This window comes from Nostoc sp. UHCC 0870 (genome assembly GCF_022063185.1).
Classification (GTDB): Bacteria; Cyanobacteriota; Cyanobacteriia; order Cyanobacteriales; family Nostocaceae; genus Trichormus.
In genome coordinates, this window is the sequence record NZ_CP091913.1 from 5,562,189 (window position 1) to 5,587,340 (window position 25,152).

General features: G+C 40.7%; 27 protein-coding genes. 15 read left to right on the forward strand and 12 right to left on the reverse strand.

All coding sequences use genetic code 11. The features are described 5' to 3' along the window. Positions 1–164 precede the first annotated feature (164 nt). The gene (locus L6494_RS23590; protein ID WP_237990160.1) at positions 165–1,823 is read right to left on the reverse strand and encodes a dipeptide ABC transporter ATP-binding protein; all 1,659 of its coding nucleotides are present in this window, start codon (positions 1,821–1,823) and stop codon (positions 165–167) included. Between the two features lie 236 nt (positions 1,824–2,059). Next, a complete protein-coding gene (locus L6494_RS23595) occupies positions 2,060–2,458 on the reverse strand; it encodes a DUF4189 domain-containing protein (RefSeq protein WP_237990161.1) in 399 nt (132 codons plus the stop codon). A 538-nt stretch (positions 2,459–2,996) separates the two neighbouring features. On the opposite strand from L6494_RS23595, the gene L6494_RS23600 reads away from it, so the two are divergent. Both L6494_RS23600 and L6494_RS23605 read left to right on the forward strand, forming a co-directional pair. Beyond that, positions 2,997–4,640, forward strand: a complete 1,644-nt coding sequence (locus L6494_RS23600; RefSeq protein ID WP_237990162.1) for a sensor histidine kinase — start codon at positions 2,997–2,999, stop codon at positions 4,638–4,640. Positions 4,641–4,967: 327 nt separating this feature from the next. Next, positions 4,968–7,730, forward strand: a complete 2,763-nt coding sequence (locus tag L6494_RS23605; protein WP_237990163.1) for a TIGR02921 family PEP-CTERM protein — start codon at positions 4,968–4,970, stop codon at positions 7,728–7,730. A 124-nt stretch (positions 7,731–7,854) separates the two neighbouring features. Here the strand turns inward: L6494_RS23605 and L6494_RS31190 are convergent, their stop codons facing one another. The 3 genes from L6494_RS31190 to L6494_RS23615 are packed head-to-tail and all read right to left on the reverse strand — an operon-like array spanning position 7,855 to position 8,653. Further along, positions 7,855–8,043, reverse strand: coding sequence for an HNH endonuclease signature motif containing protein (locus tag L6494_RS31190; protein WP_442946969.1), 189 nt, complete (start codon positions 8,041–8,043; stop codon positions 7,855–7,857). After that, entirely contained in the window at positions 7,983–8,294 is a 312-nt protein-coding gene (locus L6494_RS23610; protein ID WP_237990164.1) for an HNH endonuclease, read from the reverse strand. The genes L6494_RS31190 and L6494_RS23610 overlap by 61 nt, the downstream gene beginning before the upstream one ends. Further along, the gene (locus tag L6494_RS23615; protein ID WP_237990165.1) at positions 8,291–8,653 is read right to left on the reverse strand and encodes a hypothetical protein; all 363 of its coding nucleotides are present in this window, start codon (positions 8,651–8,653) and stop codon (positions 8,291–8,293) included. The genes L6494_RS23610 and L6494_RS23615 overlap by 4 nt, the downstream gene beginning before the upstream one ends. A 49-nt stretch (positions 8,654–8,702) precedes the next feature. On the opposite strand from L6494_RS23615, the gene L6494_RS23620 reads away from it, so the two are divergent. Beyond that, positions 8,703–8,978: a hypothetical protein gene (locus L6494_RS23620; RefSeq protein ID WP_237990166.1), complete on the forward strand. Its 276-nt coding sequence runs from the start codon at positions 8,703–8,705 to the stop codon at positions 8,976–8,978. Here L6494_RS23620 and patD read toward each other — a convergent pair. After that, a complete protein-coding gene (gene patD / locus L6494_RS23625) occupies positions 8,945–9,295 on the reverse strand; it encodes a heterocyst frequency control protein PatD (RefSeq protein WP_237990167.1) in 351 nt (116 codons plus the stop codon). The genes L6494_RS23620 and patD overlap by 34 nt on opposite strands. 469 nt (positions 9,296–9,764) lie before the next feature. Between patD and L6494_RS23630 the strand changes: the two genes are divergently transcribed. Together L6494_RS23630 and L6494_RS23635 are read left to right on the forward strand one after the other, a co-directional pair. Next, positions 9,765–12,020: a RelA/SpoT family protein gene (locus L6494_RS23630; RefSeq protein ID WP_237996246.1), complete on the forward strand. Its 2,256-nt coding sequence runs from the start codon at positions 9,765–9,767 to the stop codon at positions 12,018–12,020. A gap of 98 nt (positions 12,021–12,118) precedes the next feature. Then, positions 12,119–12,313, forward strand: coding sequence for a hypothetical protein (locus L6494_RS23635; protein WP_237990168.1), 195 nt, complete (start codon positions 12,119–12,121; stop codon positions 12,311–12,313). Here the strand turns inward: L6494_RS23635 and L6494_RS23640 are convergent. Next, entirely contained in the window at positions 12,308–13,006 is a 699-nt protein-coding gene (locus L6494_RS23640; protein WP_237996248.1) for a tetratricopeptide repeat protein, read from the reverse strand. The two genes, L6494_RS23635 and L6494_RS23640, sit on opposite strands and share 6 nt — an antisense overlap. Positions 13,007–13,211: 205 nt before the next feature. Next, on the reverse strand, positions 13,212–15,182 hold the full coding sequence (gene acs / locus L6494_RS23645) for an acetate--CoA ligase (protein ID WP_237990169.1): 1,971 nt from the start codon (positions 15,180–15,182) through the stop codon (positions 13,212–13,214). 325 nt (positions 15,183–15,507) lie between these two features. On the opposite strand from acs, the gene L6494_RS23650 reads away from it, so the two are divergent. From L6494_RS23650 to L6494_RS23660, 3 genes are all read left to right on the forward strand, one after another. After that, positions 15,508–16,200: a hypothetical protein gene (locus L6494_RS23650; protein ID WP_237996250.1), complete on the forward strand. Its 693-nt coding sequence runs from the start codon at positions 15,508–15,510 to the stop codon at positions 16,198–16,200. Positions 16,201–16,249: 49 nt separating this feature from the next. Further along, a complete protein-coding gene (locus L6494_RS23655; protein WP_237990170.1) occupies positions 16,250–16,681 on the forward strand; it encodes a hypothetical protein in 432 nt (143 codons plus the stop codon). 377 nt (positions 16,682–17,058) lie between these two features. Then, positions 17,059–19,257, forward strand: a complete 2,199-nt coding sequence (locus tag L6494_RS23660; RefSeq protein WP_237990171.1) for a PAS domain-containing sensor histidine kinase — start codon at positions 17,059–17,061, stop codon at positions 19,255–19,257. Between the two features lie 81 nt (positions 19,258–19,338). On the opposite strand, the gene L6494_RS23665 is transcribed toward L6494_RS23660, so the two are convergent. Further along, complete coding sequence (locus tag L6494_RS23665; protein ID WP_237990172.1) at positions 19,339–19,917, reverse strand: Uma2 family endonuclease; 579 nt, start codon at positions 19,915–19,917, stop codon at positions 19,339–19,341. A 138-nt stretch (positions 19,918–20,055) separates the two neighbouring features. Here L6494_RS23665 and L6494_RS23670 point away from each other — a divergent pair, with 138 nt between their 5' ends. The 3 genes from L6494_RS23670 (at position 20,056) to L6494_RS23680 (ending at position 21,374) form a co-directional block, all read left to right on the forward strand. Beyond that, entirely contained in the window at positions 20,056–20,694 is a 639-nt protein-coding gene (locus L6494_RS23670) for a Uma2 family endonuclease (RefSeq protein ID WP_237990173.1), read from the forward strand. Between the two features lie 72 nt (positions 20,695–20,766). Then, positions 20,767–20,985 (forward strand): hypothetical protein, encoded by a 219-nt coding sequence (locus L6494_RS23675; RefSeq protein ID WP_237990174.1) that lies wholly within the window; start codon positions 20,767–20,769, stop codon positions 20,983–20,985. Further along, entirely contained in the window at positions 20,982–21,374 is a 393-nt protein-coding gene (locus L6494_RS23680) for a type II toxin-antitoxin system VapC family toxin (RefSeq protein ID WP_237990175.1), read from the forward strand. Before L6494_RS23675 ends, L6494_RS23680 begins: the two co-directional genes overlap by 4 nt. Positions 21,375–21,750: 376 nt before the next feature. On the opposite strand, the gene L6494_RS23685 is transcribed toward L6494_RS23680, so the two are convergent. Both L6494_RS23685 and L6494_RS23690 read right to left on the reverse strand, forming a co-directional pair. Further along, the gene (locus L6494_RS23685) at positions 21,751–23,586 is read right to left on the reverse strand and encodes an SUMF1/EgtB/PvdO family nonheme iron enzyme (RefSeq protein ID WP_237990176.1); all 1,836 of its coding nucleotides are present in this window, start codon (positions 23,584–23,586) and stop codon (positions 21,751–21,753) included. Position 23,587: 1 nt separating this feature from the next. After that, on the reverse strand, positions 23,588–23,977 hold the full coding sequence (locus L6494_RS23690) for a Pepco domain-containing protein (protein WP_237990177.1): 390 nt from the start codon (positions 23,975–23,977) through the stop codon (positions 23,588–23,590). A 36-nt stretch (positions 23,978–24,013) separates the two neighbouring features. On the opposite strand from L6494_RS23690, the gene L6494_RS23695 reads away from it, so the two are divergent. From L6494_RS23695 to L6494_RS23705, 4 genes are all read left to right on the forward strand, one after another. Further along, the gene (locus tag L6494_RS23695; protein ID WP_237990178.1) at positions 24,014–24,172 is read left to right on the forward strand and encodes a hypothetical protein; all 159 of its coding nucleotides are present in this window, start codon (positions 24,014–24,016) and stop codon (positions 24,170–24,172) included. A gap of 72 nt (positions 24,173–24,244) precedes the next feature. Then, on the forward strand, positions 24,245–24,361 hold the full coding sequence (locus L6494_RS31195; protein WP_442947021.1) for a DUF6888 family protein: 117 nt from the start codon (positions 24,245–24,247) through the stop codon (positions 24,359–24,361). Further along, entirely contained in the window at positions 24,358–24,621 is a 264-nt protein-coding gene (locus L6494_RS23700; protein WP_237990179.1) for a DUF6887 family protein, read from the forward strand. The genes L6494_RS31195 and L6494_RS23700 overlap by 4 nt, the downstream gene beginning before the upstream one ends. Then, the gene (locus L6494_RS23705; RefSeq protein WP_237990180.1) at positions 24,621–24,872 is read left to right on the forward strand and encodes a type II toxin-antitoxin system RelE family toxin; all 252 of its coding nucleotides are present in this window, start codon (positions 24,621–24,623) and stop codon (positions 24,870–24,872) included. Before L6494_RS23700 ends, L6494_RS23705 begins: the two co-directional genes overlap by 1 nt. Here L6494_RS23705 and L6494_RS23710 read toward each other — a convergent pair. Then, positions 24,844–25,116, reverse strand: coding sequence for a HigA family addiction module antitoxin (locus tag L6494_RS23710; RefSeq protein ID WP_237990181.1), 273 nt, complete (start codon positions 25,114–25,116; stop codon positions 24,844–24,846). The two genes, L6494_RS23705 and L6494_RS23710, sit on opposite strands and share 29 nt — an antisense overlap. Between the last annotated feature and the right edge of the window lie 36 nt (positions 25,117–25,152).

Genomic DNA, 25,152 nt, shown 5'->3' on the forward strand with positions numbered 1-25,152 from the left:
GTTTAGTTAAGGATTATTTATTAGACAATTTGTCTGAAAAGACGCGATAAATCGCGTTTATAAATGAGTAGTCTTAGCTCTTATGAAGCGGATTTTCTCATAATTGATGTAGGAATATATGCCCCTCTTTCATCTGAATTTTGGGGCAATTCGGTTGATTTTTCTTAAGCTCGTGCTAGTAAAGGAGCAGCAGCTAGGAGAGTTTGGGTGTAGGGGTGTTGTGGGTTAGCAAAAATTGCTTTTGTTGCACCAAGTTCGACAATTTTACCACCGTGCATCACAGCAATGCGATCGCATAAAAATCTTGCTAACCACAGGTCATGAGTAATAAACAAATAGGTCAACTCAAACTCATCCTTTAATTGCAACATCAATTCCAGCACTTGGGACTGTACACTCGCATCTAACATACTCACGGGTTCGTCGCAGATTAATAGTTTAGGACGAGTAATTAAAGCCCGTGCGATCGCTACCCGTTGCTGTTGTCCCCCAGACAAGTCTGATGGATAACGTTGATAATATAATTCCGTTGGTGTTAAGCCGACTTTCTCCAACATCCATAACACCTGTTCTTTGGCTTTGGCTGCATCAGCTAGATGATGAATTAATAAAGGATCGCCTATACTTTGTCCCACCGTCATAGCTGGGTTAAGACAAGCATGGGGGTCTTGAAACACCATTTGAATTTGTCGGCGACAAGCGCGAATTTCTGGACGGGATAATTTAGTTAAATCTTGTCCTAAAAATTCCACTTTCCCAGATGTGGGACGAATTAACTGTAATATCGTCCGCGATAGTGTGCTTTTACCGCATCCAGATTCACCAACTAATCCCAGAATTTCCCCTGGATACAATTCCAGATTAATCCCATCTACAGCCTTAATAGTTTGACTTTCCGCCTTAAATAGTCGTTCTATAAAGTTAGGTTCGATAGTGTAATACTGCTTGAGTTCCGTTACTCGCAGGATTGGGGATTGAGTGTGATTTTCCCCAGTCCCCAGTAAAGAGTCCCCAGTCGCCACTTCATCAACGGATTGAATATGTAACGCTGCTTGCAGGAGCGATCGCGTATATTCATGTTGGGGATTCTTAAAGACAGTATCTGTAGAACCCATTTCTACCATTTTGCCTTGGTACATTACCCCAATGCGATCGCAATACTCCGCCACCATTGCTAAATCGTGAGAAATTAGCAGCAGTGCCATATTTTCCTCACTACAGAGGCGGGTTAATTCTTGTAAAATCTGGGCGGAGACGGTGACATCTAAGCTGGTGGTAGGTTCATCTGCCACAATTAATTTAGGATTAAGAAGTAAAGCTAGGGCGATCGCTACCCGTTGACGCATACCACCGCTAAACTCATGGGGGTACTGATTCCACCGATTAGCGGGAATCTTCACCTTTGCTAAAGTAGCCAGTGCTTTTTCCTTGGCTTCCTTGGTTGATAACTCTGGTAAATGCGCTTGCAAAGTTTCAATGCAGTGATTACCAATTGTCATCAGAGGATCAAGCCGCGTCATCGGGTCTTGGAAAATTAATGCTACAGCTTCCCCCCGAAATTTCCGCAATTGGTTTGGAGTTAAATCAAATACTGCTTCCCCTTGAAACGTTACCCGCCCTTCCACTCGACTAGAGGCTGGTAGCAGACGCATCGCCGCCCGTCCCAAGGTAGATTTACCACAACCCGATTCACCAACCAATCCCATTCTTTCACCAGGTTGTAAGGTAAAAGATACATCATCAACTGCCCACTGTAGTTCTTCCCCGCTACGCTGTGGATAGGCGACACGCAAATTTTCTATACAAAATAAATCTTTAGTCATAGTTTAGTTATCAGTCTAAAGCGACCAGCTTGGATATTTTTAAATTTAAGCTAGTGTATCAAATTCTTTAAATTAAAGTATGAACCGACTCACCAAGTTACAGCCTTGAGGTTAATAAGGAATAACTGAGAATTAGATCATCTATTTGCAAATAAATGCGAAAAATCCCGAACTTCTTAGAAAAGTCCGGGATCTTGCATCTCACGAATTATTGAGACTTAATTGTGTCCAACTAGTTATTTCGCTTGTCTGATAAAAATAACTTGACAATTTTGTCCGCCGTAACGTTGACAGGTGCTGACAGCAAACTTTCCTGCTAAAGCTTGGCTAGTTCCCCATCCTGTTCCATAACTACCATCAGCACCCACAGCTAAAGCACCCCAAGCATTTTTAAACCACAGTGGTACTGTGCAATCTTGAGCCTGACTATCACGTACACAATTCCTCAAAGCCGCATTAATAGCTGCTTGCTTGGAACTAGCAAGTCCTGATGAATAAGTTTGAGTAGAAGGAGAGTAAGAGATTGCTCCAAATACGTTTCTAGATTGTGCATAAGCAGACTGGGTTATTCCTGATAATAAGGAAAAGACTGTGATGGTTGCTAAAAGACTTTTTTGCAAATAATTTTTCTGCATTATTTTAAAGTTCCAAATTATATAACTGAGGTTTATTGCTTAGACAATAGCAACAACCTTTTTGGGTATTACTACCATTATTTCCTAACTTTACCAGCTTAGTGATTCGCATTTATACTAATTTTTATGTGAAGATATACTTCATATTTTTTATAAAATAATTCGATTATTTTTTTGTTGGCAAATTGATTTAGGCAGATGATTGTTTCTTCATTGCTTTAACTATTTGGTTCTTGATTTTTAATTTTTCACAAGATTAAGAGAAAATACGGAGGTATATACAGGTATTAAAATAGACAATAGTGTTTGTTAATCACAAACACTAATACATATTTCAGAGGTGGTAACTGGGGTGTTCCCAAACACAGTTCCTTTTTATGCGATCGCAGATAAAAATCATATATTTTTCTTAAGCAAAAGTTCAATGTAAATCTTTAAATAAAAATATTAATAGCACTAGAAAAAATACAGCAAATGTAATACTTAATCCTATTAGTTTAAAATCGGTATCTTAACAAAATTAATATATAGTCTCATTATGTTTCACAAGATAGATATTAAATCAATATGTTTAGACTTTCTACGGCTTCCATTCAAACTTCGCCCATCGCAGTTAATTACTATCACTGTTGTACTCACTCTAGTTTTATTCTCACCTCAAATATGGATTACTTGGCAAGCTTACAATGATTTTAATAGTATTATTAAAAATGAACTGAAACTACAAAATCTTAGTGATAAAATCACTTATTATGATGAAGTTCTTACGATGTCAGCCCGCATGAATGCTGCCACAGGTAATTCTATTTGGGAAACAAGATATCGTAAATTTGAACCTCTACTAGATGCAGCAATCAAAGAGTCAATTAAAATTGCACCCCAAGCTTACAATAATCAAGAAGCAAAAGAAACTGATGCGGCAAATCAACGTTTAGTAGCAATGGAGTCTAAATCTTTTAATTTAGTTAAAAATGGACAAGAACTTGCAGCTAAATTACTTTTATCAAGTCCAGAATATGAATTAGAAAAACAAAAATACTCCCTAGGTGTTACCAGGATAAATCAAAGTATCTCTGTTCAGGTAGATAATAGAATTTTAAAATATCGTAGATACTTATTCTGGTCAATTTGTGCTTCATTTACTAGTTTGGTTTTTCTTATTCCTTCATGGTTATTAGTATTACGTTTATTAAAAAATTATCTAAAAAGTAGTAAAATTGCTCAGAAAACCCTAAAAAGTATAAATCATGAATTAGAAGTACGTGTAGAAAAAAGAGCGGAAGAATTGAGAAAGAAAAATGCTCAACTAACTCAAACATTACAACGACTACAACAAACCCAAATACAATTAATTCAAACCGAAAAAATGTCTTCATTGGGTGAAATGGTAGCTGGTATTGCCCATGAAATAAATAATCCCATCACTTTTGTTAAATGCAATATTAATTATGTCAAAGAATATTCTCAGCATTTATTAACACTTATAGGTAGTTATCAAGAATATTATAGTCATCCTCCAGAAAATATCCAAGCACAAATTAAAGATATTGATTTAGAATTTATCCAAGAAGATTTTGTCAAAATTCTGAACTCTATAGAAATTGGTACTGACAGAGTTGAGAAAATTGTTAAATCTCTGCGTAATTTTTCTCGCCTTGATGAAGCAGACATTAAAGCAGTAGATATTCATGAAGGTATTGATGGTACTTTGATGATTCTATCTCACCGCTTGAAAGCTATAGACAAACAGCCAGAAATTTTGATAATTAAAGAATATGGTGTATTACCGTTAGTTGAATGTTATCCTGGTTTACTGAATCAGGTATTTATGAATATTCTGACTAATGCCATAGATGCTTTACATGAATACAACTTGCAACGTACAGTTAATGAAGTCAAAAATAACCCTTCTGCGATTTGGATTTGCACTCAACAACTAAATGACTCTTGGATACAAATTCGGATTATTGATAATGGGATAGGTATTCCAGAAAATATTCGTGATAAATTATTTGATCCATTTTTTACGACTAAAGCAGTAGGCCAGGGTACAGGACTAGGACTATCAATTAGTTACCAGATTGTTGTGGAGAAACATTCTGGAAAGATATATTGTAACTCCACTTCAAAAGAAGGTATAGAATTTGTTATTGAAATTCCTATTATTAAGCATTTAACCTAAAAGAATAAATCTAGATTGATTAACGCTCGAACGTAAAAACAATAGACCTCTTGCAAAAGTCCAAAAATGAGATGTGTAATTCTGAATAAAATGTAGAATCTTTGAGATGTTTCGCTTTGCTCAACATGACAGCTTTAGCATTTATGCAATAGGTCTAATGTGGATAAAATTAACTGGATTATTGATTTTGTGGGCTACCCCTGCCACCATTTGCCCCAAAGCTGGCAAGATTGTAAAAATTTATTTAATTTATCTATCCAAAATGGGGAATGTGACAACTGGATTCTGTAGAAGCATTAATCACTGCTAATAGGAGGGTATCAAGCTGTGAAGATTTTCTGGAATACTACCTTTTACGCCATATTTTGGCTGTGGAACTTAACATTTTTAATGTTTGTCTATTTTGGGATAATGCCTTGGATAGCTGTACCATTATTCCAAGCCACCTTACAGGGTGATATCCCCGCAGAATTTTCTGTAACACTAGTTGCCTTAATCGCCATACCAACAGTTTGTTCAATAATTGGTGGCAAATTCTTCATCAAAAAACCCCTACAACTCATCCGCTTATTTTATGGCGTAGAAGCACCACTATTTGTTTTGTGTTTACTACGTTTATTTCTGATTCGGGAATTAACACCAGCTAGCACTCAAATTCTGTCCACAATTAGTATTTGTATTGTGGCATTTAGCGGCGAATTATTTTGGGGTTATGCTTCTAGAAGGAAAAATGCTCTGCAATGGGTACAAATGGTAGCACATACTTTAATGTTGCTATTTGGCATTTATGCAGGTGTGATTTTACTATTTTATGCCTTACCCCTAGCTGTGTCATTGCTGCAAGAGTTGATTAAATTTGAGTGGCTAAAAGCTTTAACCTATGTGTTTACTGATTTTTGGTCAGTTACTCTTGGCTTACTGCTGTTAACTTTTAGTGCCACTTTATTTATTTTCATGCCTTCAGCACTAGCAGCAATGTATGTAAATTCTGGCTATAGAATTTTACAAACTTTTGCTAGAGACTACGGAATTAAAAAGACTATAGCTGGTGCTAGTGCTGTTTTAATTGCCTTTGTCATTAGCTTTATTTCCTTACAGCAACAACCGCAAGTTTTAGCTTTTTCCCTATTAGCGAATGCCCCAAGAAATGATAGCGATCGCCAAACTATTCTTACTAAATCAAATGAAGTTCGTGATGGTTTAGTTAACGCTTATTTATCTTCCTATCGCTACCTCAGCAGTAGAGAAGAAAATAATCATATCAGTGCCATATATCAGCACGTTCTAGGCTTAAATAAAGGCGTAGCTAAGAATATCCAACATAGCTATAACTTCCTCATGTCACCATTTTTGTATAATGGTTTAAGCAAAGATGCGGAAAAAGCCGAAAAGCTTTACGCAGAATTTTTTGATACCCCACTACAAAAAGCAGAAAAAGCAGCAGTTAGTCATGCTGTACAATCTACTTTTAACCAGCAAGAAGTCAAAGCTGGTTTATTAAATATCAACGAGAAAAAGGTTTGGTTGACATCACAACAAGTCACAGTTAAAGAACATGGTGATTGGGCTGATGTGGAGTTATACGAAGTTTACAAAAACCAAACTCCAGAAGTTCAAGAAGTTTTTTACTCCTTTTCTTTACCAGAAAGTGCTGTAATTACTGGATTATGGTTGGGAGATACTAACAAACTATCCCAACGTTTTCCTTTCACTGTTTCCCCTCGTGGTGCTGCCCAAAAAGTTTATAATTCTCAAGTCAGAAGAGAACGCCCTGTAGATCCGGCTTTGTTGGAACAAGTAGGGCCAAGACACTATCGCTTGCGGGCTTTTCCCATCCCTCCTAATAATGTGCTACAAATTCAAGGACAACCACCACGCGCCACGGAAATGCACCTATGGCTAACTTACAAGGTGATGGGTAAAGATCAAGGTTGGCCGATGCCAGATTTAGGGGAAAAACGCAATATTTTCTGGAGTAAAGATACTAAACGTACCCGCAACGGTAAAGCTATCAACTTTAAACAGGATGTTTGGTTAGAAGCTTTTGTCCCCGCCAGTAGTAAGATACAGCCTGCACTCCATGAAGTAGATTTAGAAAATGGGGATCAGATCGTCATCAAGCCTTTATCCCCAAAAGATTACTCCTTACCCAAAAATCAGCGCATCGCCTTAGTTTTAGATACTTCCCGCAGTATGGATAGTCATACCAAGGAATTATCGCAAACTTGGGATTGGTTAAAACGTCATGGCTTTGCAGACAAAGATTTAACTAATAACGATGCTGATTTATACATCAGTGTCGCTAAGGGTGCAGCACCCGAACGGCTGGATGATATCCAACAATTCCAAGCGGAAAAAACTACCTTTTACGGTACACTTCAACCCCAGGAAATGCTGGAACAGTTTAATCAACTGCGCGGTGATACAGCCTATGATGCAGTATTACTCATTAGTGATGAGGGGAGTTATGAATTATCCCGCAAGAATAAGACTGTAGTTATTTCACCTGCGCCTCTATGGATGGTGCATTTAGGTGGATTACCCGCAGCCTACAACGATGGGATAATCAAATCTATCCAAGATACTGGCGGTGGAGTCTCGGAAGATATTGCAGAGGTATTGCAACGAATTGCTATGAAATCAGTGATAGGTGACTCTGTTGTGAGTGTAGTAGATAATTATGCGTGGTATCTGCAAAAAACTGATACCGCAGAGGTCGATAACCCTCAACAGTCAGAAGATTTACAACCATTAGCCGCCCGACAATTAATTTTAAGCTTGAGTAAACAAATCAAGTTAGACAACCTCAAAAGCTTAGATGCAATTCACGCGATCGCCAAAAAGTATGAGATTGTTAGTCCATACTCTTCTATGTTGGTATTAGTCAACGATGAACAAAGACGGTTACTCAAAGAAGCCGAAGCCGCAAGCGATCGCTTTGACCGCAAAATAGAAGATGGTAAAGAAACCCTCACCAAACCCAATAATCCCCTTAAAACAAGCGTCCCCGAACCCTCCGGCGGTTGGATTTTAGCTATTGGTGCAGCCGCTATATTCATCCTGAAACGGCAAAAACGGACTGCGAATTAAAATCACAGTCAGGTTTCCTCATCTCTAGTACGTCAAAACTCCATCTCATTGAAGATGGAGTTTTTTCTGGTGCATTTGAGAAGATTCTCAATTATTGACTTTTACAAGAAGTGAGGAATAAGGATTATCTCTTTGTATTCTCTGAAGCTGTCTTCTTTGTATGGGCTTTACGTGATAGAACTTGTAGATTATTGACTGTAGTTAAACCGCCCTCAGACATCGGTTTAATGTGATCAATTTGGAAATCTCGCCTCATCTGGCTTCTAAATCCAGTAATTGCACAACTATATCTGCTAAAAAATGATCGCTCCATTTATCTTGTCGCGGATGAAAAAGGCGAACGTCAATATTTGATTCGGGATCATTTCCACTAATTCGAGTTCCCTTGCGAAGATTGCAGGAGCGACAAGCAAGGGCTAAATTGGAATCAGCATCTGTACCTTGTCTGGAAAGCGGAATAATGTGTTCAACTTCAAAAGCAAGATTAAAAATCAACTCAGGCGCATGACAATATTCACAGCGATGGTTAGCCCGGTCTGCAACTAAATTATAGTAGGGGTTCATGGGCTGATTTGCTGTAGTAGAGATGCTGTCCGTGCTGTAGAAGCTTTGAGTTCAGCATCAACAAGACTGTCTAATTCTGCTTGTTCTTCAAAAGAAAGCTCTTGTCCTTTGTCGCGTGCTGTGTGCCATAAACTCATCAGTTCAGATAAGCGTTTTTGCTGCTCGGCACTAAAAAACTGATCAGGGCGAAAACTTTGAATCACCAACAAAGCACTAAATCCCGTTTTACCTAACTCAGCAGTTAAAGCATCTAGAGCCTGTCCCGCAGTTTTACATACAGAAGACTTATCGCCGGCGATCGCTTGATAACATTTTTCACCACTAGCATCTGATATCGGCAAGATAACAACTGTAGTCATACATTCTATCCCTGCTCAACCCCTAATTATAACACCTTAAGAGTAAGGAATGGCGCAAAATCTATGTTGTCTTCCCTACACCCCTACACCCCTACACCCCTACACCCCTACACCCCTACACCCCTACACCCCTACACCCCTACACCCCTACACCCCTACACCCCTACACCCCTACACCCCTACACCCCTACACCCCTACACCCCTACACCCCTACACCCCTACACCCCTACACCCCTACACCCCTACACCCCTACACCCCTACACCCCTACACCCCTACACCCCTACACCCTCATTCCTGTGTCCCTTGTTGCAGTATCGCCTGACAATATTGAATTAAAGTAGAGAGGCGATCGCTAATTGTTTTTAGTCTTGTCTGTACCGTCGATTCTTGCCGCGCCCCCTGCAAAAACATCACATCTACTTCCAACAAGCGTAACTGCTTGCTCATTTCCGTTTGGTAAGATTGCTCTCGTGAGTTGGCATCTTCCGCCAAAGGGACTATTTCCTGCCCAAACAATTGTTGTAAGCTGGCTACACGCTGTTTCAGTTCAGGTAAATTTACTTGAAGATTGCTCACATCTGTACGCAATTGTTCAAGTAAATTTACCAGTCGTTGATATTTATCAGAACTTAAAGACATTCACTGCTATTTAAGATAGTATTAATGTCAAGAAAAATTGGCTTCTACAATAATCTATCTTACGCTCTTACTTGTATTCTCAGCCTGAAACTTTGCTTTGAGGCTGTGTTTGCAATCTATGTTTTTTCACACATATGATCACGAAAATTCGCAGTGGATGAGTACCATAGGTATATAGGGAATCATCCTGTTACCAAGCCCCGTTGGGGCGGGTGTAGGGGTGTAGGGGTGTAGGGGTGTAGGGGGAAGAAAGAGCAGCCGACCTAACCCTTGGGTTAAAAGCCCTGCTCCTTGGGGCAACGGTGTTGGTCTCTTTTTCAATCCCCGTCCAACACCTTCAATCCTTACACCCTTACACCCTTACACCCTTACACCCCTAATGAACTCACCAGGACAGCATCATCACGGACTGATGATGCTGCCAGTTGCATCTATTTCCCACTTATCCAGAGATCACCTCTCCTATTGTATGAGCAGTATAGCTATAAGTTCCCCGACTGATCTTTCCCTTCCCGAATGGCTGAAGAAATGTTTGCGGGAGACATCAGCCCAGCACAACGCAGCACAAGACGACCGCCTATATAGTGATAACACTTTAATTTGCCGGGCGTTTGAATTTGCTTATCAGCTGCATAAAGGTCAATATCGCAAGTCAGGAGAATTATATATTAGCCATCCTGTGGCTGTAGCTGGTTTGCTGCGCGACTTAGGAGGCAGTCCTGCTATGATAGCAGCTGGATTTCTTCATGATGTAGTTGAAGATACAGATGTCACAATTGACGAAATAGACCAGCTATTTGGTGCGGAAGTGCGTCAATTGGTGGAAGGTGTCACCAAGCTTTCTAAAATCAACTTTAAAAGCAAAACCGAAGGACAAGCTGAAAACTTTCGGCGAATGTTTTTGGCAATGGCGCAGGATATCCGGGTAATTGTGGTGAAGTTGGCAGACCGGTTGCATAATATGCGAACTCTGCAATATATGTCTGAAGACAGCCGCCGCCGTTCAGCCCAGGAAACTAGAGATATCTTTGCACCTTTAGCTAATCGTCTGGGGATCTGGCGGATTAAGTGGGAATTAGAAGATTTAGCCTTTAAGTATTTAGAACCGGAAGCGTTTCGTGAGATTCAGCAGCACGTTTCGGAAAAACGTACAGCCAGAGAAGAGAAATTAGCTAAAGCTACAACAACTTTGCAGCAACGGTTACAGCAAGCAGGCGTTCGCTGTTTAGATATTAGTGGTCGTCCCAAGCATCTTTATAGCATTTACCAGAAGATGCAGCGACAGCAAAAGGAATTTCATGAAATTTATGATTTGGCAGCCCTACGGATTATTGTAGAAACGAATGAGGAATGTTATCGGGCTTTAGCTGTAGTACATGATGCTTTCCGCCCTATTCCTGGCAGATTTAAAGATTATATCGGCTTACCTAAACCTAACCGCTATCAATCGTTGCATACGGGAGTCATTGGCTTAACTGGTCGTCCGTTAGAAGTGCAGATTCGCACAACGGAAATGCACCACATTGCCGAATACGGGATTGCAGCCCATTGGAAGTATAAAGAAACGGGCGGGTCTAATAGCTTACTGACAACCAGTGATGACAAGTTTACCTGGTTGCGGCAGCTACTAGAATGGCAAAGCGACATGAAGGACGCACAAGAGTATCTTGATAGCGTCAAAGATAATTTATTTGAAGATGATGTTTATGTCTTCACTCCCAAAGGGGATGTTGTTTCCTTAAACCCAGCCTCAACAACGATAGATTTTGCCTATCGGATTCATACGGAAGTAGGAAATCACTGTGCAGGGGCGCGGGTAAATGGTAGGATTGTCCCTCTGTCAACACGACTACACAATGGTGATATTGTAGATATTATTACCCAAAAGAATAGTCATCCCAGCTTAGACTGGCTAAATTTTGTCAGGACTTCCACAGCCAAGTATCGGATTAAACAATGGTACAAGCGATCGCGCCGGGAAGAAAATGTAGCCCGTGGACGGGAGTTATTAGAAAAAGAACTAGGGAAAACAGGTTTTGATAATCTGCTGAAGTCAGAATCCATGCAGACGGTATCAGAAAAATGTAATTACCATAGTACAGAAGATTTACTAGCAGGTTTAGGTTACGGGGAAATAACCTTAAACCTAGTGCTGAATCGTTGGCGAGAAGTGGTGAAGGCGCAACAACCAACAGCAGAAGTCATTCCCTTAATACCAAAAGAGTCATCCACACCCAGAACCCATTCAACTACTTCCCGTTCTACAGACTCGCCCATTATCGGCGTAGAAGGATTAGTATATTATCTCGCCGGCTGTTGTACTCCCATTCCTGGAGAACCAATTATTGGTGCAGTCACAAGGGGTAGAGGAATTTCCATCCATCGCCAAGGATGTCATAATTTAGAATCAGTAGAAGGCGATCGCTTAGTGCCAGTGCGCTGGAATTCCAGTGTAGAAAATAGTGGTCGTCCCCACACCTACCCAGTGAATATCCAAATTGAAGCCCTTGATAGAGTAGGGGTACTCAAAGATATCTTATCAAGACTAAGTGACCAAGGTATCAACGTCCGTCACGCCCAAGTTAAAACATCCATTGGTCAACCAGCATTAATGGACTTAGGTATAGAAATACGCGACAGACCCCAGCTAGAGCAAGTATTCACTCAAATCAAAAAAATGAGCGACATTCTCAATATCCGTCGTGTTGGTCAAAGCGAGGATTGATTGGGGACTATTCAATTCAAAATTCAAAATGACGCTCGCGGACTCGCTAACGCTGCGCTAACAAAATTCAAAATTAAAGAACCTCTGAGGACTGGGGAATGGGGACTGGGGACTGGGGACTGGGGGAGCAACGCCATTTTGTGAGATGGGGAGGTAAGGGAGACAAGGTAAAATTTTCTCAACACTCCCCTACTCAGCACTCAGCACTCAGCACTCCCCTACTCAGCACTCCCCTACTCAGCACTCAGCACTCCCCTACTCAGCACTCCCCTACTCAGCATTCAGTATTATGAAATTCCAGGATTATCTAATGTTTTGAGCTGCTGTAAAATTTGTTCGACTTGGTAAACTTTCTCGTTTCTCTTTTGGGTTTTAAAGATATTTAAAGCTTTTTCTAAAGAAGCTCGTGCTTGATCCTTTTGATTAGTTTGCCACAATGCCTGACCATAATTAATCAGTGCATCACCATAATCAGGATTAATTTCTAAAGCTTTTTTATATTCCGCAATGGCATCTTCCCAACGACTTTGGCTAGCATAAACCACGCCGACGGCATTATATGCTAAGGCATATTTTGAATTGCGGCGAATGGCTTCGCGGTAGGCACTAATTGCCGCTTCTGGTTGATTGAGGCGTGCAAATACATTGCCTAGTTGAAAGTTGCCGAAAGTATCTTGGGGATATTTTTTCAGCAGTTGACACAGGGTTTTTGCTGCGCCTTGAAAGTTTCGCTGATTATATAAATTATTGGCTTCTTGGATTAGCTGCGATCGCTCTTGTGATGTATCCGCAAACTGTGCTAACTTCTGTACTTGTTTCTGTTGCGGTTTTTGTTCTGGGGTATTTAAAGCTGCTTGACAGGCGAACTTTGCTGGTGATTGTTCCTGTGCTTGAGCAGAAATTGGCGAAACTAGGGTAATGATACTCAGCGATACACAGCTAAAAGCTTTCACACATCCTGATTGCAGTTGACTGTTTGGCTTCATCACCCTCATCCTTTCTTTAATCACGTCCTGATCCCCATGATAAACCGAAGTGTGGCAGCATACGCATTCTTGTAGTATTTGTAATAGCACAGCAAAGCTAAAATAGTGCTGATCTGTAGGTTGGGTTGCGCTGCGCTTAACTCAACCTACAGATCAGCACTCAGCACTCAGCACTCAGCACTCAGCACTCAGCACTCAGCACTCTTCACGTACCTTCCCGTAATTTATCTAAGACGCTTCTATCTTCGAGGGTGGAGGTATCACCAGATATCTCTTGACCAGCAGCCAGATTGCGTAACAAACGCCGCATAATTTTACCCGATCGCGTTTTGGGTAATGCGTCAGTAAAGCGGATTTCTCCGGGACGGGCGATCGCACCAATTTCTCCAACTACGTGTTTTTTGAGTTCTTTACTCAAGTCTTCACTGGCTTGATAAGTGCCTTCTAAGGTCACAAAAGCTACAACTTCCTCGCCTTTGAGTTCATCCGGCTTACCTACTACCGCCGCCTCAGCTACGGCTGGGTGGGAAACTAAGGCTGATTCGATTTCCATTGTACCCAGGCGATGTCCTGAGACATTGAGTACATCATCCACTCGTCCCATCACCCAAAAATAGCCATCTTCGTCTTTTCTCGCGCCATCTCCAGCAAAGTATGTATATTTACCATCTTTGGGGGGGATATGTTCCCAGTAGGTGCGGCGGAAGCGATCTGGGTCGCCGTAGACATTCCGCATCATTCCTGGCCAGGGATGGCTTACCGCTAAGTAACCGCCTTCGTTATCACCGACAGAGTTACCGTCCAAATCCACGACATCGGCTAGAATACCAGGGAAAGGAAGGGTTGCTGAACCGGGTTTAGTAGGAATCGCCCCTGGTAGGGGTGTAATCATAATCCCACCGGTTTCAGTTTGCCACCAAGTATCTACAATTGGGCAACGTTCCCCACCAATGATGCGGTAATACCACATCCAAGCTTCGGGGTTAATTGGTTCACCGACAGTTCCCAATAACCGCAACGAAGACAAGTTACGGGCGTTGGGATGATGTTCACCCATTTTGATAAATGCCCGAATTGCTGTTGGTGCAGTGTAGAAAATGTTCACACCGTATTTTTCAATCACATCCCAGAAACAACCAGGATTTGACGCACGCGGCGCACCTTCATACATCAGCGTCGTTGCACCATTAGAGAGAGGGCCGTAGACAATATAACTGTGTCCTGTAATCCAACCTACATCGGCAGTACACCAATACACGTCTGTATCTTGTAAATCGAAGATCCATTTGGTGGTCATGTGGGTATATAAGTTGTACCCGCCAGTGGTATGGACTACACCCTTCGGTTTGCCTGTACTGCCAGAAGTGTAGAGAATGAACAGCATATCTTCACTGTCCATTGGTTCGGCGGGACAATCAGCAGAGACACCTTTTTGTAAATCATGCCACCAATGGTCGCGTCCTGCTTCCATGTGGGTTTTCTGCCCAGTCCGTTGCACTACTAAAACATCAGTAACGCTGGGGACAAGGCCATCAGCGATCGCTTTATCGACTTGTTCTTTGAGGGGAACGATCGCATCTTTACGCCAACCACCATCGGCTGTAATCACTAATTTAGCTTCAGCATCATTTAAGCGATCGCGCAATGCTTCCGCACTGAAACCACCAAACACTACACTATGGGGTGCGCCAATTCTGGCACAGGCTAGCATAGCGATCGCAGCTTCAGGAATCATCGGCATATATATACCTATGCGATCGCCTTTCTGCACACCCAGTTGCTTCAATACATTAGCAAACTGACAAACTTCCCGATGTAATTGGGCATAGGTGAGAGTCCGGGAATCTCCTGGTTCTCCTTCCCAAATCAAAGCGGCTTTATTTTTCCGCCAAGTCGTGAGGTGTCTGTCAAGACAGTTGTAAGAAATATTTATTTTTCCGCCGACAAACCACTTTGCAAAAGGTGGTTGCCAATCTAGCACGGTGTCCCATTTCTCAAACCAATGTAACTCTGATTGAGCCAAATCTGCCCAAAATTTCTGTGGATCAGCCTTAGCTTGGTCGTAGATACGCTGGTAATCTTCTAGGCTTTTGATTTGGGCAGCTTGCGAAAACTCGCTAGGGGGGTGAAATAACCGCTTCTCTTGCAGGATTGATTCTATGCTGGACTCAGACATAATGATTGCTGGTAATAACGTTGTGACTGACAACTATTCTGTACTCAAAGTTACGCAAAAGAGCTTTGATTTTTTTTAAGCAAGGGTGTAATAGTTTAGGGGTTTTAGAGTCATTACTCAAATATGGAGTATGATAAAGAGTGATAGGTTCTGCATCTACTTACGTCAGTTCATAGTGCAGTCACTTATCGTAGTATTGAAAGATACTGTGGATTTTCCAAATATAAAATATTAATTAATATTTTGGGTTGAAGAACAATATCAATCGGTCGAAGTATTGCTCATGGCGGCAAAAAGCTATAGTTATAGTAAAGTAGGCGATCGTTTGCAAGCAAAAGATATCAAAGATAAGTTGAAATTGTTGATTGAGCAAGCGTCCTTAATAGATTCTAATTTAGCCAAAAAATTAGATGAAATAAACCGTTGGGTAAAAGACATCAAGCCTGGTTCTTTGACTGCTAAACCGTTTGTCCTAGCTTTTTTGTTAGAGGTAATTACGGATTCCACAATTTGGCTGATCATTCAATCCCTGCCTTCAGAAGCCGAAAAAGCAGCTAAATTTGCCCAAATGACCGCCAATGAAAGGTATTGGTACGGGTATCTGTTTCCTAAGTGGATTAATGCTAGTGACTCTAAGTTTTACATCTGGAAACAAAAACTCATGGCAGGGGAGTTTAATCAAGAAGATGATGATATCATTAGAGCTATAGCGCAACATATTGCCAGTAGAAACGGGAATGTTTGGCAACGCTATATTGCAGACCTTTCTATGGCCACAGACTTAATTGTTAGTAATCATCAGCAGCAACCACTCTGTATTCAAGTTACCAGTGTTAGTGAAGAACTAAATCACCAAAAACACCAAGCATGGGAAAGTACGCTACGCTCTTGGGAAATCGAGAGAGGATTATTCTTAAGTTACAATCCTCAAGATGCAAATTTCATCAACCAATTAGTGAACGTCACACTATACAACAGTGACTCTTTGGTTAATGGCAAATATTTAAAATTTTCTTAATCTTTGTCGGAAATTACATAGTTTATTGATTTGCCAATGATGGCTTGATATGGCTAACCAAAAAGAAACTAATAGTTACAATAACCAGATGGAAACATTCACTGAAGCGTTAGCGACAGCCAGACAAATGCAGCAAGACTGGCTAAGTTATGGGTTAAATTTCATCCATCTCTACGTTGATGATGTCGATGGAGATTGGCTAGAAACATGGGAACATGATGAAATATTTGCTAACCCGGTGTTAGATCATATCAAAGAGTTTTTGGTAAGTGATGATATTGTAGCTTTTAAGTTACGAGATTACTTAGGCGATCGCTCACTTTTTGATCTAGCAGTAAACTTAGAAGAAATGTGGCGAATTACACCCTCAACAGACAGATTAGCTACTTTGAAAAATATCTTAGCCATCGGCGAAACAGATGATGGAGAGATATCAGATTTAGCCGATAGCTTGTTAACAAAGTTAACAGAAATGTTGTGAAAATTTGAACGAAGAAATCGCCCATATCGGGCTGAATTTCGGTACAAGAATTGAGCCAGAATCCACGCAATAGAATTGCGTGGATTCTGGCTAGAAGTTGGGGTTAATTGTAGTCTTCGTAGCGGGACTTTAGTCCATTGCGAATTTATCGTAAATTCAAGGGTTTAAGACCCCTACGTCTACACGTAGTATCAGTTGAGTTGGGGTTTAAATCCCTAACTCCAACTGTCTTTAATTTTGAATTTTGTTAGCGCAGCGTTAGCGAGTCCGCGAGCGTCATTTTGAATTTTGAATTGTTAATGATGCTGTTGGCTGGAGATTGGGAAACATAGATAGTGATGTTACCTGCAAACTCTTAGCTAGGAAGTGGTGCAACTATGGCCAATCATCTGATGACTATAGATAGAAATACTTATGAATCTCTACAACAAGAGTTACAAGCACTACGGCAACTAGTGGTAAGTAGGGATGAGAAATTTAGCCAAGAACAGATGGGGTTATTTATTGAATATACACCGGCGGCGATCGCTATTTTTGATCGGGAAATGCGCTACTTGTTAGCTAGTCGTCGTTGGCGAGAGGATTATGGCTTAGGTAATCAAGATATCATTGGTCGCTCTCATGACGAGATTTTCCCGGAGGTTTCGGAGTCTTGGCGAGAAATTCATCAACGTTGTTTGAGTGGGAAGATTGAAAAATGTGCCGAAGATGCTTTTAGCCGTGCTGATGGTACAACTGATTGGGTAAAGTGGGAAATTCATCCTTGGTATGACAACTCTGGCGTGGTGGGGGGTGTAATCATGTTTACCGAGGTAATTACCACCCGCAAACAAGCTGAAGCAGAACTGAAGCGGTTGAATGAGGAATTAGCGGCGAGGGTTGAGGAACGGACAAAAGCTTTGCAAGAAAGTGAAGCAAGATGCCAAAGATTGCTAGACAATGTACCAGGGATGGTATATGAATTTCATCTTCATCCTGATGGGACAATGTTTTTTGCTTATGTTTCTTCTGGGTGTCGAAAAATTATAGGGAGAGAAGCAAAAGAGTTGCTCAATGACGCTTCTGTCATCTTTGCAGATATTCATGATGAAGATAGATTAAATGTTCAGGCGGCGATCGCTCACTCTGCCCAAACTCTGCAAAACTTTGAATATGAGTGGCGAATTATCACCCCCTCTGGTGAGCAGAAGTGGATGAAAGCTGTTTCTAAGCCAAAAGGTCGAGTAAGAGGGGAAGTTGTCTGGTATGGTTGTCTATTTGATATTACCGAACAACAAGCCGCATTGCGCGATCGCAAACAAGTAGAAGCTTTGTTGCAGGAACAAGAGCATTTCTTACGCAGTATTTATGAGGGTGTTGATCAAATTATATTTGTCGTTGATGTTCTAGAAAACTGCGAATTTCGTTATGCTGGCTGGAATTCCACCTCCGAAAAAGCCACAGGAATTAGTCGGTCTGAGGTGATAGGTAAATCTCCTGAAGCTCTTTTTGGTAATACTGAAGGTGTAGCAGTTCGTCAACGTTACCAAAATTGTCTAGAGACTGGTATTGGTATCAGCTATGAGGAAATGCTAACTGTAAATAACCAAGAAACTTGGTGGTTAACTAAAATTAATCCCCTCAAAAATAGCGAAGGTAGAATTTATCGCCTTGTGGGGACAACCCTAAATATTACAGAACGCAAACAAGCTGAAATTAAGTTACAACAACAAGCCGAAAACTTAGAAAACACTCTGCGGGAATTACAAGTTACCCAAACGCAACTTATCCATAGTGAAAAAATGTCTTCACTGGGTAATATGGTGGCAGGTGTTGCCCATGAAATCAACAATCCAGTTAACTTTATTCACGGTAATTTGATTCCAGCTAGTGAATATGCTCATGATTTATTGCAGCTAGTATTACTCTATCAAATTCACTTCCCCTACCCTCCAGAAGAAATTAAAGAGTTATTGATAGATATTGACTTTGATTTTCTCAAAGAAGACCTAGTAAAGCTGCTCACATCCATGCGTGTAGGTACTCAGCGCATCCGAGAAATTGTCTTATCACTACGCAATTTCTCCCGCCTTGATGAAGCGGAATTTAAGCAAGTTGATATTCATGAAGGTATTGATAGTACCTTGATGATTTTACATAATCGTTTGAAGGTTAAACCAGAGCATCCAGAAATTTTAGTGATTAAAGAGTATGGAAAATTGCCCCTTGTTGAATGCTATCCTGGGCAACTAAATCAAGTATTTATGAATATTATCAGTAATGCTATTGATGCGTTGGAAGGCTCATTTGTAGGTGAACAAGGGCAAATTCATATTCGTACTGAAGTTATGAATAATAATTGGATAAGTATCAATATTTCCGATAATGGTATAGGGATTGATGCTGAAATTGTTTCTAAATTATTTGACCCTTTCTTTACTACTAAAAATGTGGGTAAGGGTACAGGTTTAGGTTTATCTATTAGCTATCAAATTGTGGTAGATAGACATAGAGGTAAATTATCTTGTCATTCAGAACTAGGACAAGGTGCAGAATTTGTGATTGAAATTCCTATTAACCAACATGAGAATAGCTAAGAGACTCAGGTTATACCGTTTCTTGATGAAGATGCAATTTATCGGTTGTTGTAGAGAGGTTGTATATAACGTCTCTACTTATTAATTCCAAACTATTTGTAAATCTAAAATAAACCCTGGTAATATATCTTCTCCTGATAATTTTGTAGGAGAATCCAAAATTTCCACAGGTTTACCTTGACGATATATTTCCACTTGTCGCGCTTGGGGGTTAATTAACCAGCCAAGTTTGACTTGATTATCAATATATTCTTGCATTTTAGCTTGGGTGTCTTTCAAGTCATCACTTGGTGACATTAACTCTAAAACGAAGTCTGGCGCAATTGGAGGAAACTTTTTTTGTTGTTCTGGTGTGAGTGCGTCCCATCTGTCTTTTTTTATCCACGCCACATCAGGAGAACGATTTGCACCGTTGGGTAATTTAAAACAGGTAGAAGAATCAAAACATACGCCTAATTTATGCTGACGATTCCATACGCCAAATTCCACAGCTATTTCAAAGTTGCGGTTTCCTGTTTCTCCCCCTGTAGGTGGCATAATAATTATTTCTCCCTTAGCGTTACGCTCCAATTTGACATCAGGATTTTTTCTACACAGTTGGTAAAATTGGTCGTCAGTGAGTTTAACAATTGGGTTGAGGTTGAATGTAATAGCTGTCATGGTGATTAAATTGCAGACGGCTTGCACTTATATGTATGATTTTAAGTTACTTTAGATAAACAAAATTTATCTGTTAACAATAAATGAATTATGCTGGAATAGGTACTGGTTGGGTAAATTTTAAAAGCGAGGGAAGTGATGTTACTTGCACTCAAACAATTAATTGTACCTGTCGGTCATCAATTATTAATTAAAAATATATCTTGGCCGGAATATAAAAATATTTTGGCGGAATTGGGTGAAAATCGTAGTTTTAGGGTGTCTTATAGTCAAGGGGTGCTGGAAATAATGTCTCCATTACCAGAGCATGAGGTAGCTAAGGTTATTATTGGTGATTTAGTCAAGGCTCTATTAGAAGAACTTGATATGGAATTTTGGAGTTTGGGTTCTACTACTTTTGATCAAGAAATCATGGATGCTGGGGTAGAACCTGATGATTGTTTTTATATCCAAAATGAGGCTGCTGTGCGTGGTAAGGATAGAATTGATTTAACTATTGATCCTCCCCCAGATTTAGCTATTGAAATTGATATTACTTCTCGCACTCGTTTTAATAATTATGAATTATTGGGAGTCCCGGAATTGTGGCGTTGGTATGGAACTAAGTTGGAAATTAATGTTTTGGTTGATGGTAAATATGTAAAATCTCCTAATAGTGCAATTTTTTCTAATTTACCTATTGTTCAAGTTATTCCTGAATATTTAACGCGGAGTAAAATTGACGGTAGAAATGCAACTATGAAGGCTTTCCGGGCTTGGGTGAGAGGGCAAATTTAATCTAATAACCTGGATGTTTAAGACAAATAAAACTATTTGCTGATTTATTAGCTGAAAAATCGCAGGGTAACAATGAAAGCACATCGGATTGAAACAACATTAACTGAAGATGGAACTTTGATCATCAAAGACTTACCCTTTCAGGCTGGGGAAGCAGTAGAAATCATTATCTTAGAAAGTTCTTCTCAACCTTCAGATTCTAATCGTTACCCTTTACGGGGAAAGGTCATTCATTATGATGACCCATTTGAGCCTGCTGTACCTATAGAAGATTGGGAAGTTTTGCAATGATAATTTTAGATACCCATATTTGGATTTGGTGGGTAGATAATAATGCGCGACTAAATCAAAAATATCGCAATTGGATTGAAGAATATCAATCTCAAAAACTTGGAATTAGCCTGATTTCTTGTTGGGAAGTCGCCAAACTAGTTGAGAATCGCAAACTTGCTTTCTCAATTTCCGTTGAGGATTGGTTAACAGCCGCTTTAGCTTACCCAGGAGTGCAGCTACTCGAACTAACAATACCCATTATCGTTGAATCAACCAAACTCACAGGTTTTCACCGAGATCCATCTGATCAAATCATAGTAGCCACTGCCAGAATTTACGGGTGTCCGCTACTCACGGCTGATGCAAAAATTCTGGCATATGCTGGCGTGGAAACTCTTAAATCATAGATGTCTCTTGTAGCAAGTAGGTTGGGTTGACGACAGGAAACCCAATATCTTCTGCACCAAGCCTAAAACATTTGTTGGGTTGCGCTCTGCTTAGGGAACACCAAAAAATAAATTATCCGCAATTGATGGTTGGGTAGGGTGCGTCAGTATGAATAATTTCTGAGTATAGTTAGGTTCTATCGCACTGACGCACCCTACAGTTTGGATATGGTGATATTTATTGTTGAGTCGGACAAGTGTTCGGTTTTGCAACCTACCAACCTATCCAACCCGGTTTTATATTCGGAGGTCGTCGCCTTCCTCACTGGTTCAGGTCTGGACTCCCTAATGTACGCTCGATAAATTCCCACTTACCGACTCTGACGATAGGGCGTACTCACGCCACAGCCACAGCCACCACGCGAAAACCAACATTGTTGTTACGATTCGCGCGCGCGTTCCTATTGCGATTGGCAGAACGGCAATTCCTGGCATTGTTGTTCCAACTACCGCCACGCAGCAGCTTTGTGTTATTATCGCTACCTGTTAACCACGCACTACCATCTGTCGGCGCGCCTTGGTAGCTATCATTATATACATCTTCGCACCATTCCCATATATTACCACACATATCATATAAACCGAAAGAGTTCGGCGGAAATTTTCCTACATTTGTTGTTTGTTCTCGATATTCACCTTTGGGTGCAGAACCGTAGGGATAGTTACCGTCGTAGTTCACTAAATCTGGGGTGATGGTTTCGCCAAAATAAAACGGTGTAGTTGTCTCCGCACGACAGGCGTATTCCCATTCGGCTTCGCTGGGTAGTCTGTAGGTTTTTCCAGTCTTCTGGCTCAATTTCTTACAAAACTCTACCGCATCATCCCAACTGACTTTTTCTACTGGTCTTTTTTCACCTTTGAATCTAGCAGGATTTGTCCCCATGATGGCTTGATACTGTTCCTGGGTGACTGCATATTTCCCCATAAAGAAGCCGGGAACTGTTACCTGACGCTGGGGACTTTCCCTATCAAGTCTTTCCGCCTCTTTTGTCGGTGAACCCATCATAAATGTTCCCCCTGGTATCTGCACCATGTCCAGTTTGATACCATTCCCCAAGTCTTCTGCAAAGTATTTTGCTGTGTGGTTTTGGCGGTTGGTGATTTTCCCTTGTGCGTTTACCGTCACCACTTCAAATTGAAAAGTAGAAACTGTAGGGACTGGGGGTTCAACTGTAGATACTCCCTTACCAGAGTTTCCAGAAGTATAATTAGATTTTGATGAAGATGTTACTGGAGTTTCCCCACGACCTAACAGTTCACGCTCAATTGCAATTTTTTTAATCGCCCTGATTGCATCTGTATCTTGTCCTGAAGCCGCAGCTAGTACGCGAATCCATAATTGTTCTGCTAAATCTAGATTACCTTCCTCTTTTGCCTGATAAGCATCAATTTTGAGTGTGGAAATATCAGCTAAAGTTGCATATTGCGGTACAAGTATCAGATGGGATTTATTGATAGGTTCAGCAATCACATAAGGAGTTTGTCTTCCATTTTGATGCTGACGCACCAATTCCGGCACACGAAAACTGAGATACTGATTCAACCTTTCCACGGTGGCGCATTTACCTTTAATCCCTAACCCGTCTATTAGTGCAGTGGTAAAAGCACCTTGTTGTAAAGCTGGTATTTCATAGGAATATTCATTAGGTTTACAGGAAAAAATACTGATAACACCTTGTTCACGGGCTGTTTCTGCGGTTTGTCCCCCGATACCTTGACCACTTTTTTGACCTTCATTGCGACAAGCATCTAAAATTAACACCACATTATCCGCACCACAACGACGCAGGTTTTCAGTGACAAAGTTAATAGAAATGGCTGTATCTACAATGTCTCTGGGATTACCATCTGAAGACATGAGATAATCACGTCCATCATGGCGCATCCCATGACCACTGAAGAAAAACCAAAAGTTATCACCCGCACCCATCCCGCATTTTGTACGCAATAAATCTGGCAAATCTAGTAATACTCGCCGTAAATTAGCACGGATAGGGCGGGTTGAGTCGTCTCCAAAATCAGGGGAATCATCACTGAATAAGATAACTTGCTCAAACCCCGCCTCTTTGTAGAGAAAAGCCTGTATTAACTCTGCATCTCGCTTGGCATAGTTTAGCGGTTGCAAGTAATTATACTGGTTAATCCCAATTGCGATCGCCCAATTTTTCGCCATCCTATTTTGTTTCTTGTCGCTTAAATACCAGCTTAATCGCGCCTTTTGAGCCTGCTTTCACGCCGTTACCAATTAGTTTGACTTCACCTTCGCCGCTAATTTCTACGGATAATTCTATTTCTTCTAGTCGCATCCCAGAGTTAATTTTGGCTTGCTGTTCTGCACGACTGAACAAACCCCCTACTAGTTGCAGAAAGTGTGTCATGTTCTTTTCTAAGTCTTGCGCTTTGACTGGGGAAGCATCTTCTACACCTTTGGGGATAATTATTTTTTCGAGTATTTTGTCTCCGAAACTGCGTGTAGTATTTCCGCTTTTAGCATTTTCAGGGGGGGAGGTTTCGGGTGCTTCTCCTGTAACTATCCAAATAATGTCTGAGGATGTGTCTGTCATATTACACTGGGTTTTTTAGTATTTTCGCATAAATATATGTATAAGAATGATTGTCTCACGCATTCGCCCTTGGCGTTCCCGCAGGGTAGGCGCAAAGACGCAAAGAGAGAGACGAAGGGTTTTTGTGATGGTGAATGGCGATCGCTGGTGAGACATATTCTAGTAGGATGGGTGATTAGCGATCGCTGCAATTGACTATAAATTATGCAAGAGCCAACGGCAGAACAAGCAAAGGAGCTTTTTAGGGTCTGCTACCATTTGACTAATATGTACTGCTCAATTCACTTGGTGAGAATAGATGAAACTACTAACCGTATTTACATCCTAGCTGGAGACGAAACTCAATTAGAAATACTCCCCAATGGTAGTGTGAGGTATTTATGACCAAGCCAAATTTTTCAGCGATGACAAAGCAAGAGTTAAGAGCTTATGTTTTGGAACATCGAGACGACAATGAAGCTTTCTATGCGTTAACCTGCAAGCTCAGGGAAGAACCAGGAATTGAAATAACTTCAATGGAACATTTGCAACAGTTAATTGCAGCCAAGCGGGACAAAATCGATATACAAGATTCTTACGCAGCTTTAGAGTCAGCATCAGTCAACACCATATCTCTTGAAGACCTGAAAAGGCAATTAGGATAGTGAGCTATCAAGTACAACTTTTATCGACAGCTGTGCAGCAGATTGAGAGGCTAAATTCTCAAGTGCAACAACAGGTGATGAAAAAATTAGAAGAGTTAGCATCCAACCCAATTCCAGAAGGGGCGATAAATTTGTCAGTTGGGGAAAATTTATATTTAGTTGTTATCAATGAATATCGGATTGTTTATCACATCCAAGAACAGGATTTATTAATTACTGTCACTAAGGTTGCTCATTCTCAAGATTATTAAATTTCAGGGCGTGGTATAGCTCCCAATTTGCTTGCAGGTTTACCCAAAAATCTGCACTATTTCCCCATAGTTCTGCTAACTTTAATGCAGTGTTAGATGTAATTCTAAGCTGTTCATTTATATCCTCATTGGGACTATCAATTATTTGAGCAAGTTCATCTGGTAATATTCCCAAAGGTTCTAAAAAATCTTTGACTAAAATTTCCCTAGGATGGGTAGGAGGACGATATTTTGGTAGTCTCATTGCTAGTTAGCTTCAGGCGATCGTATCAAATCGTTT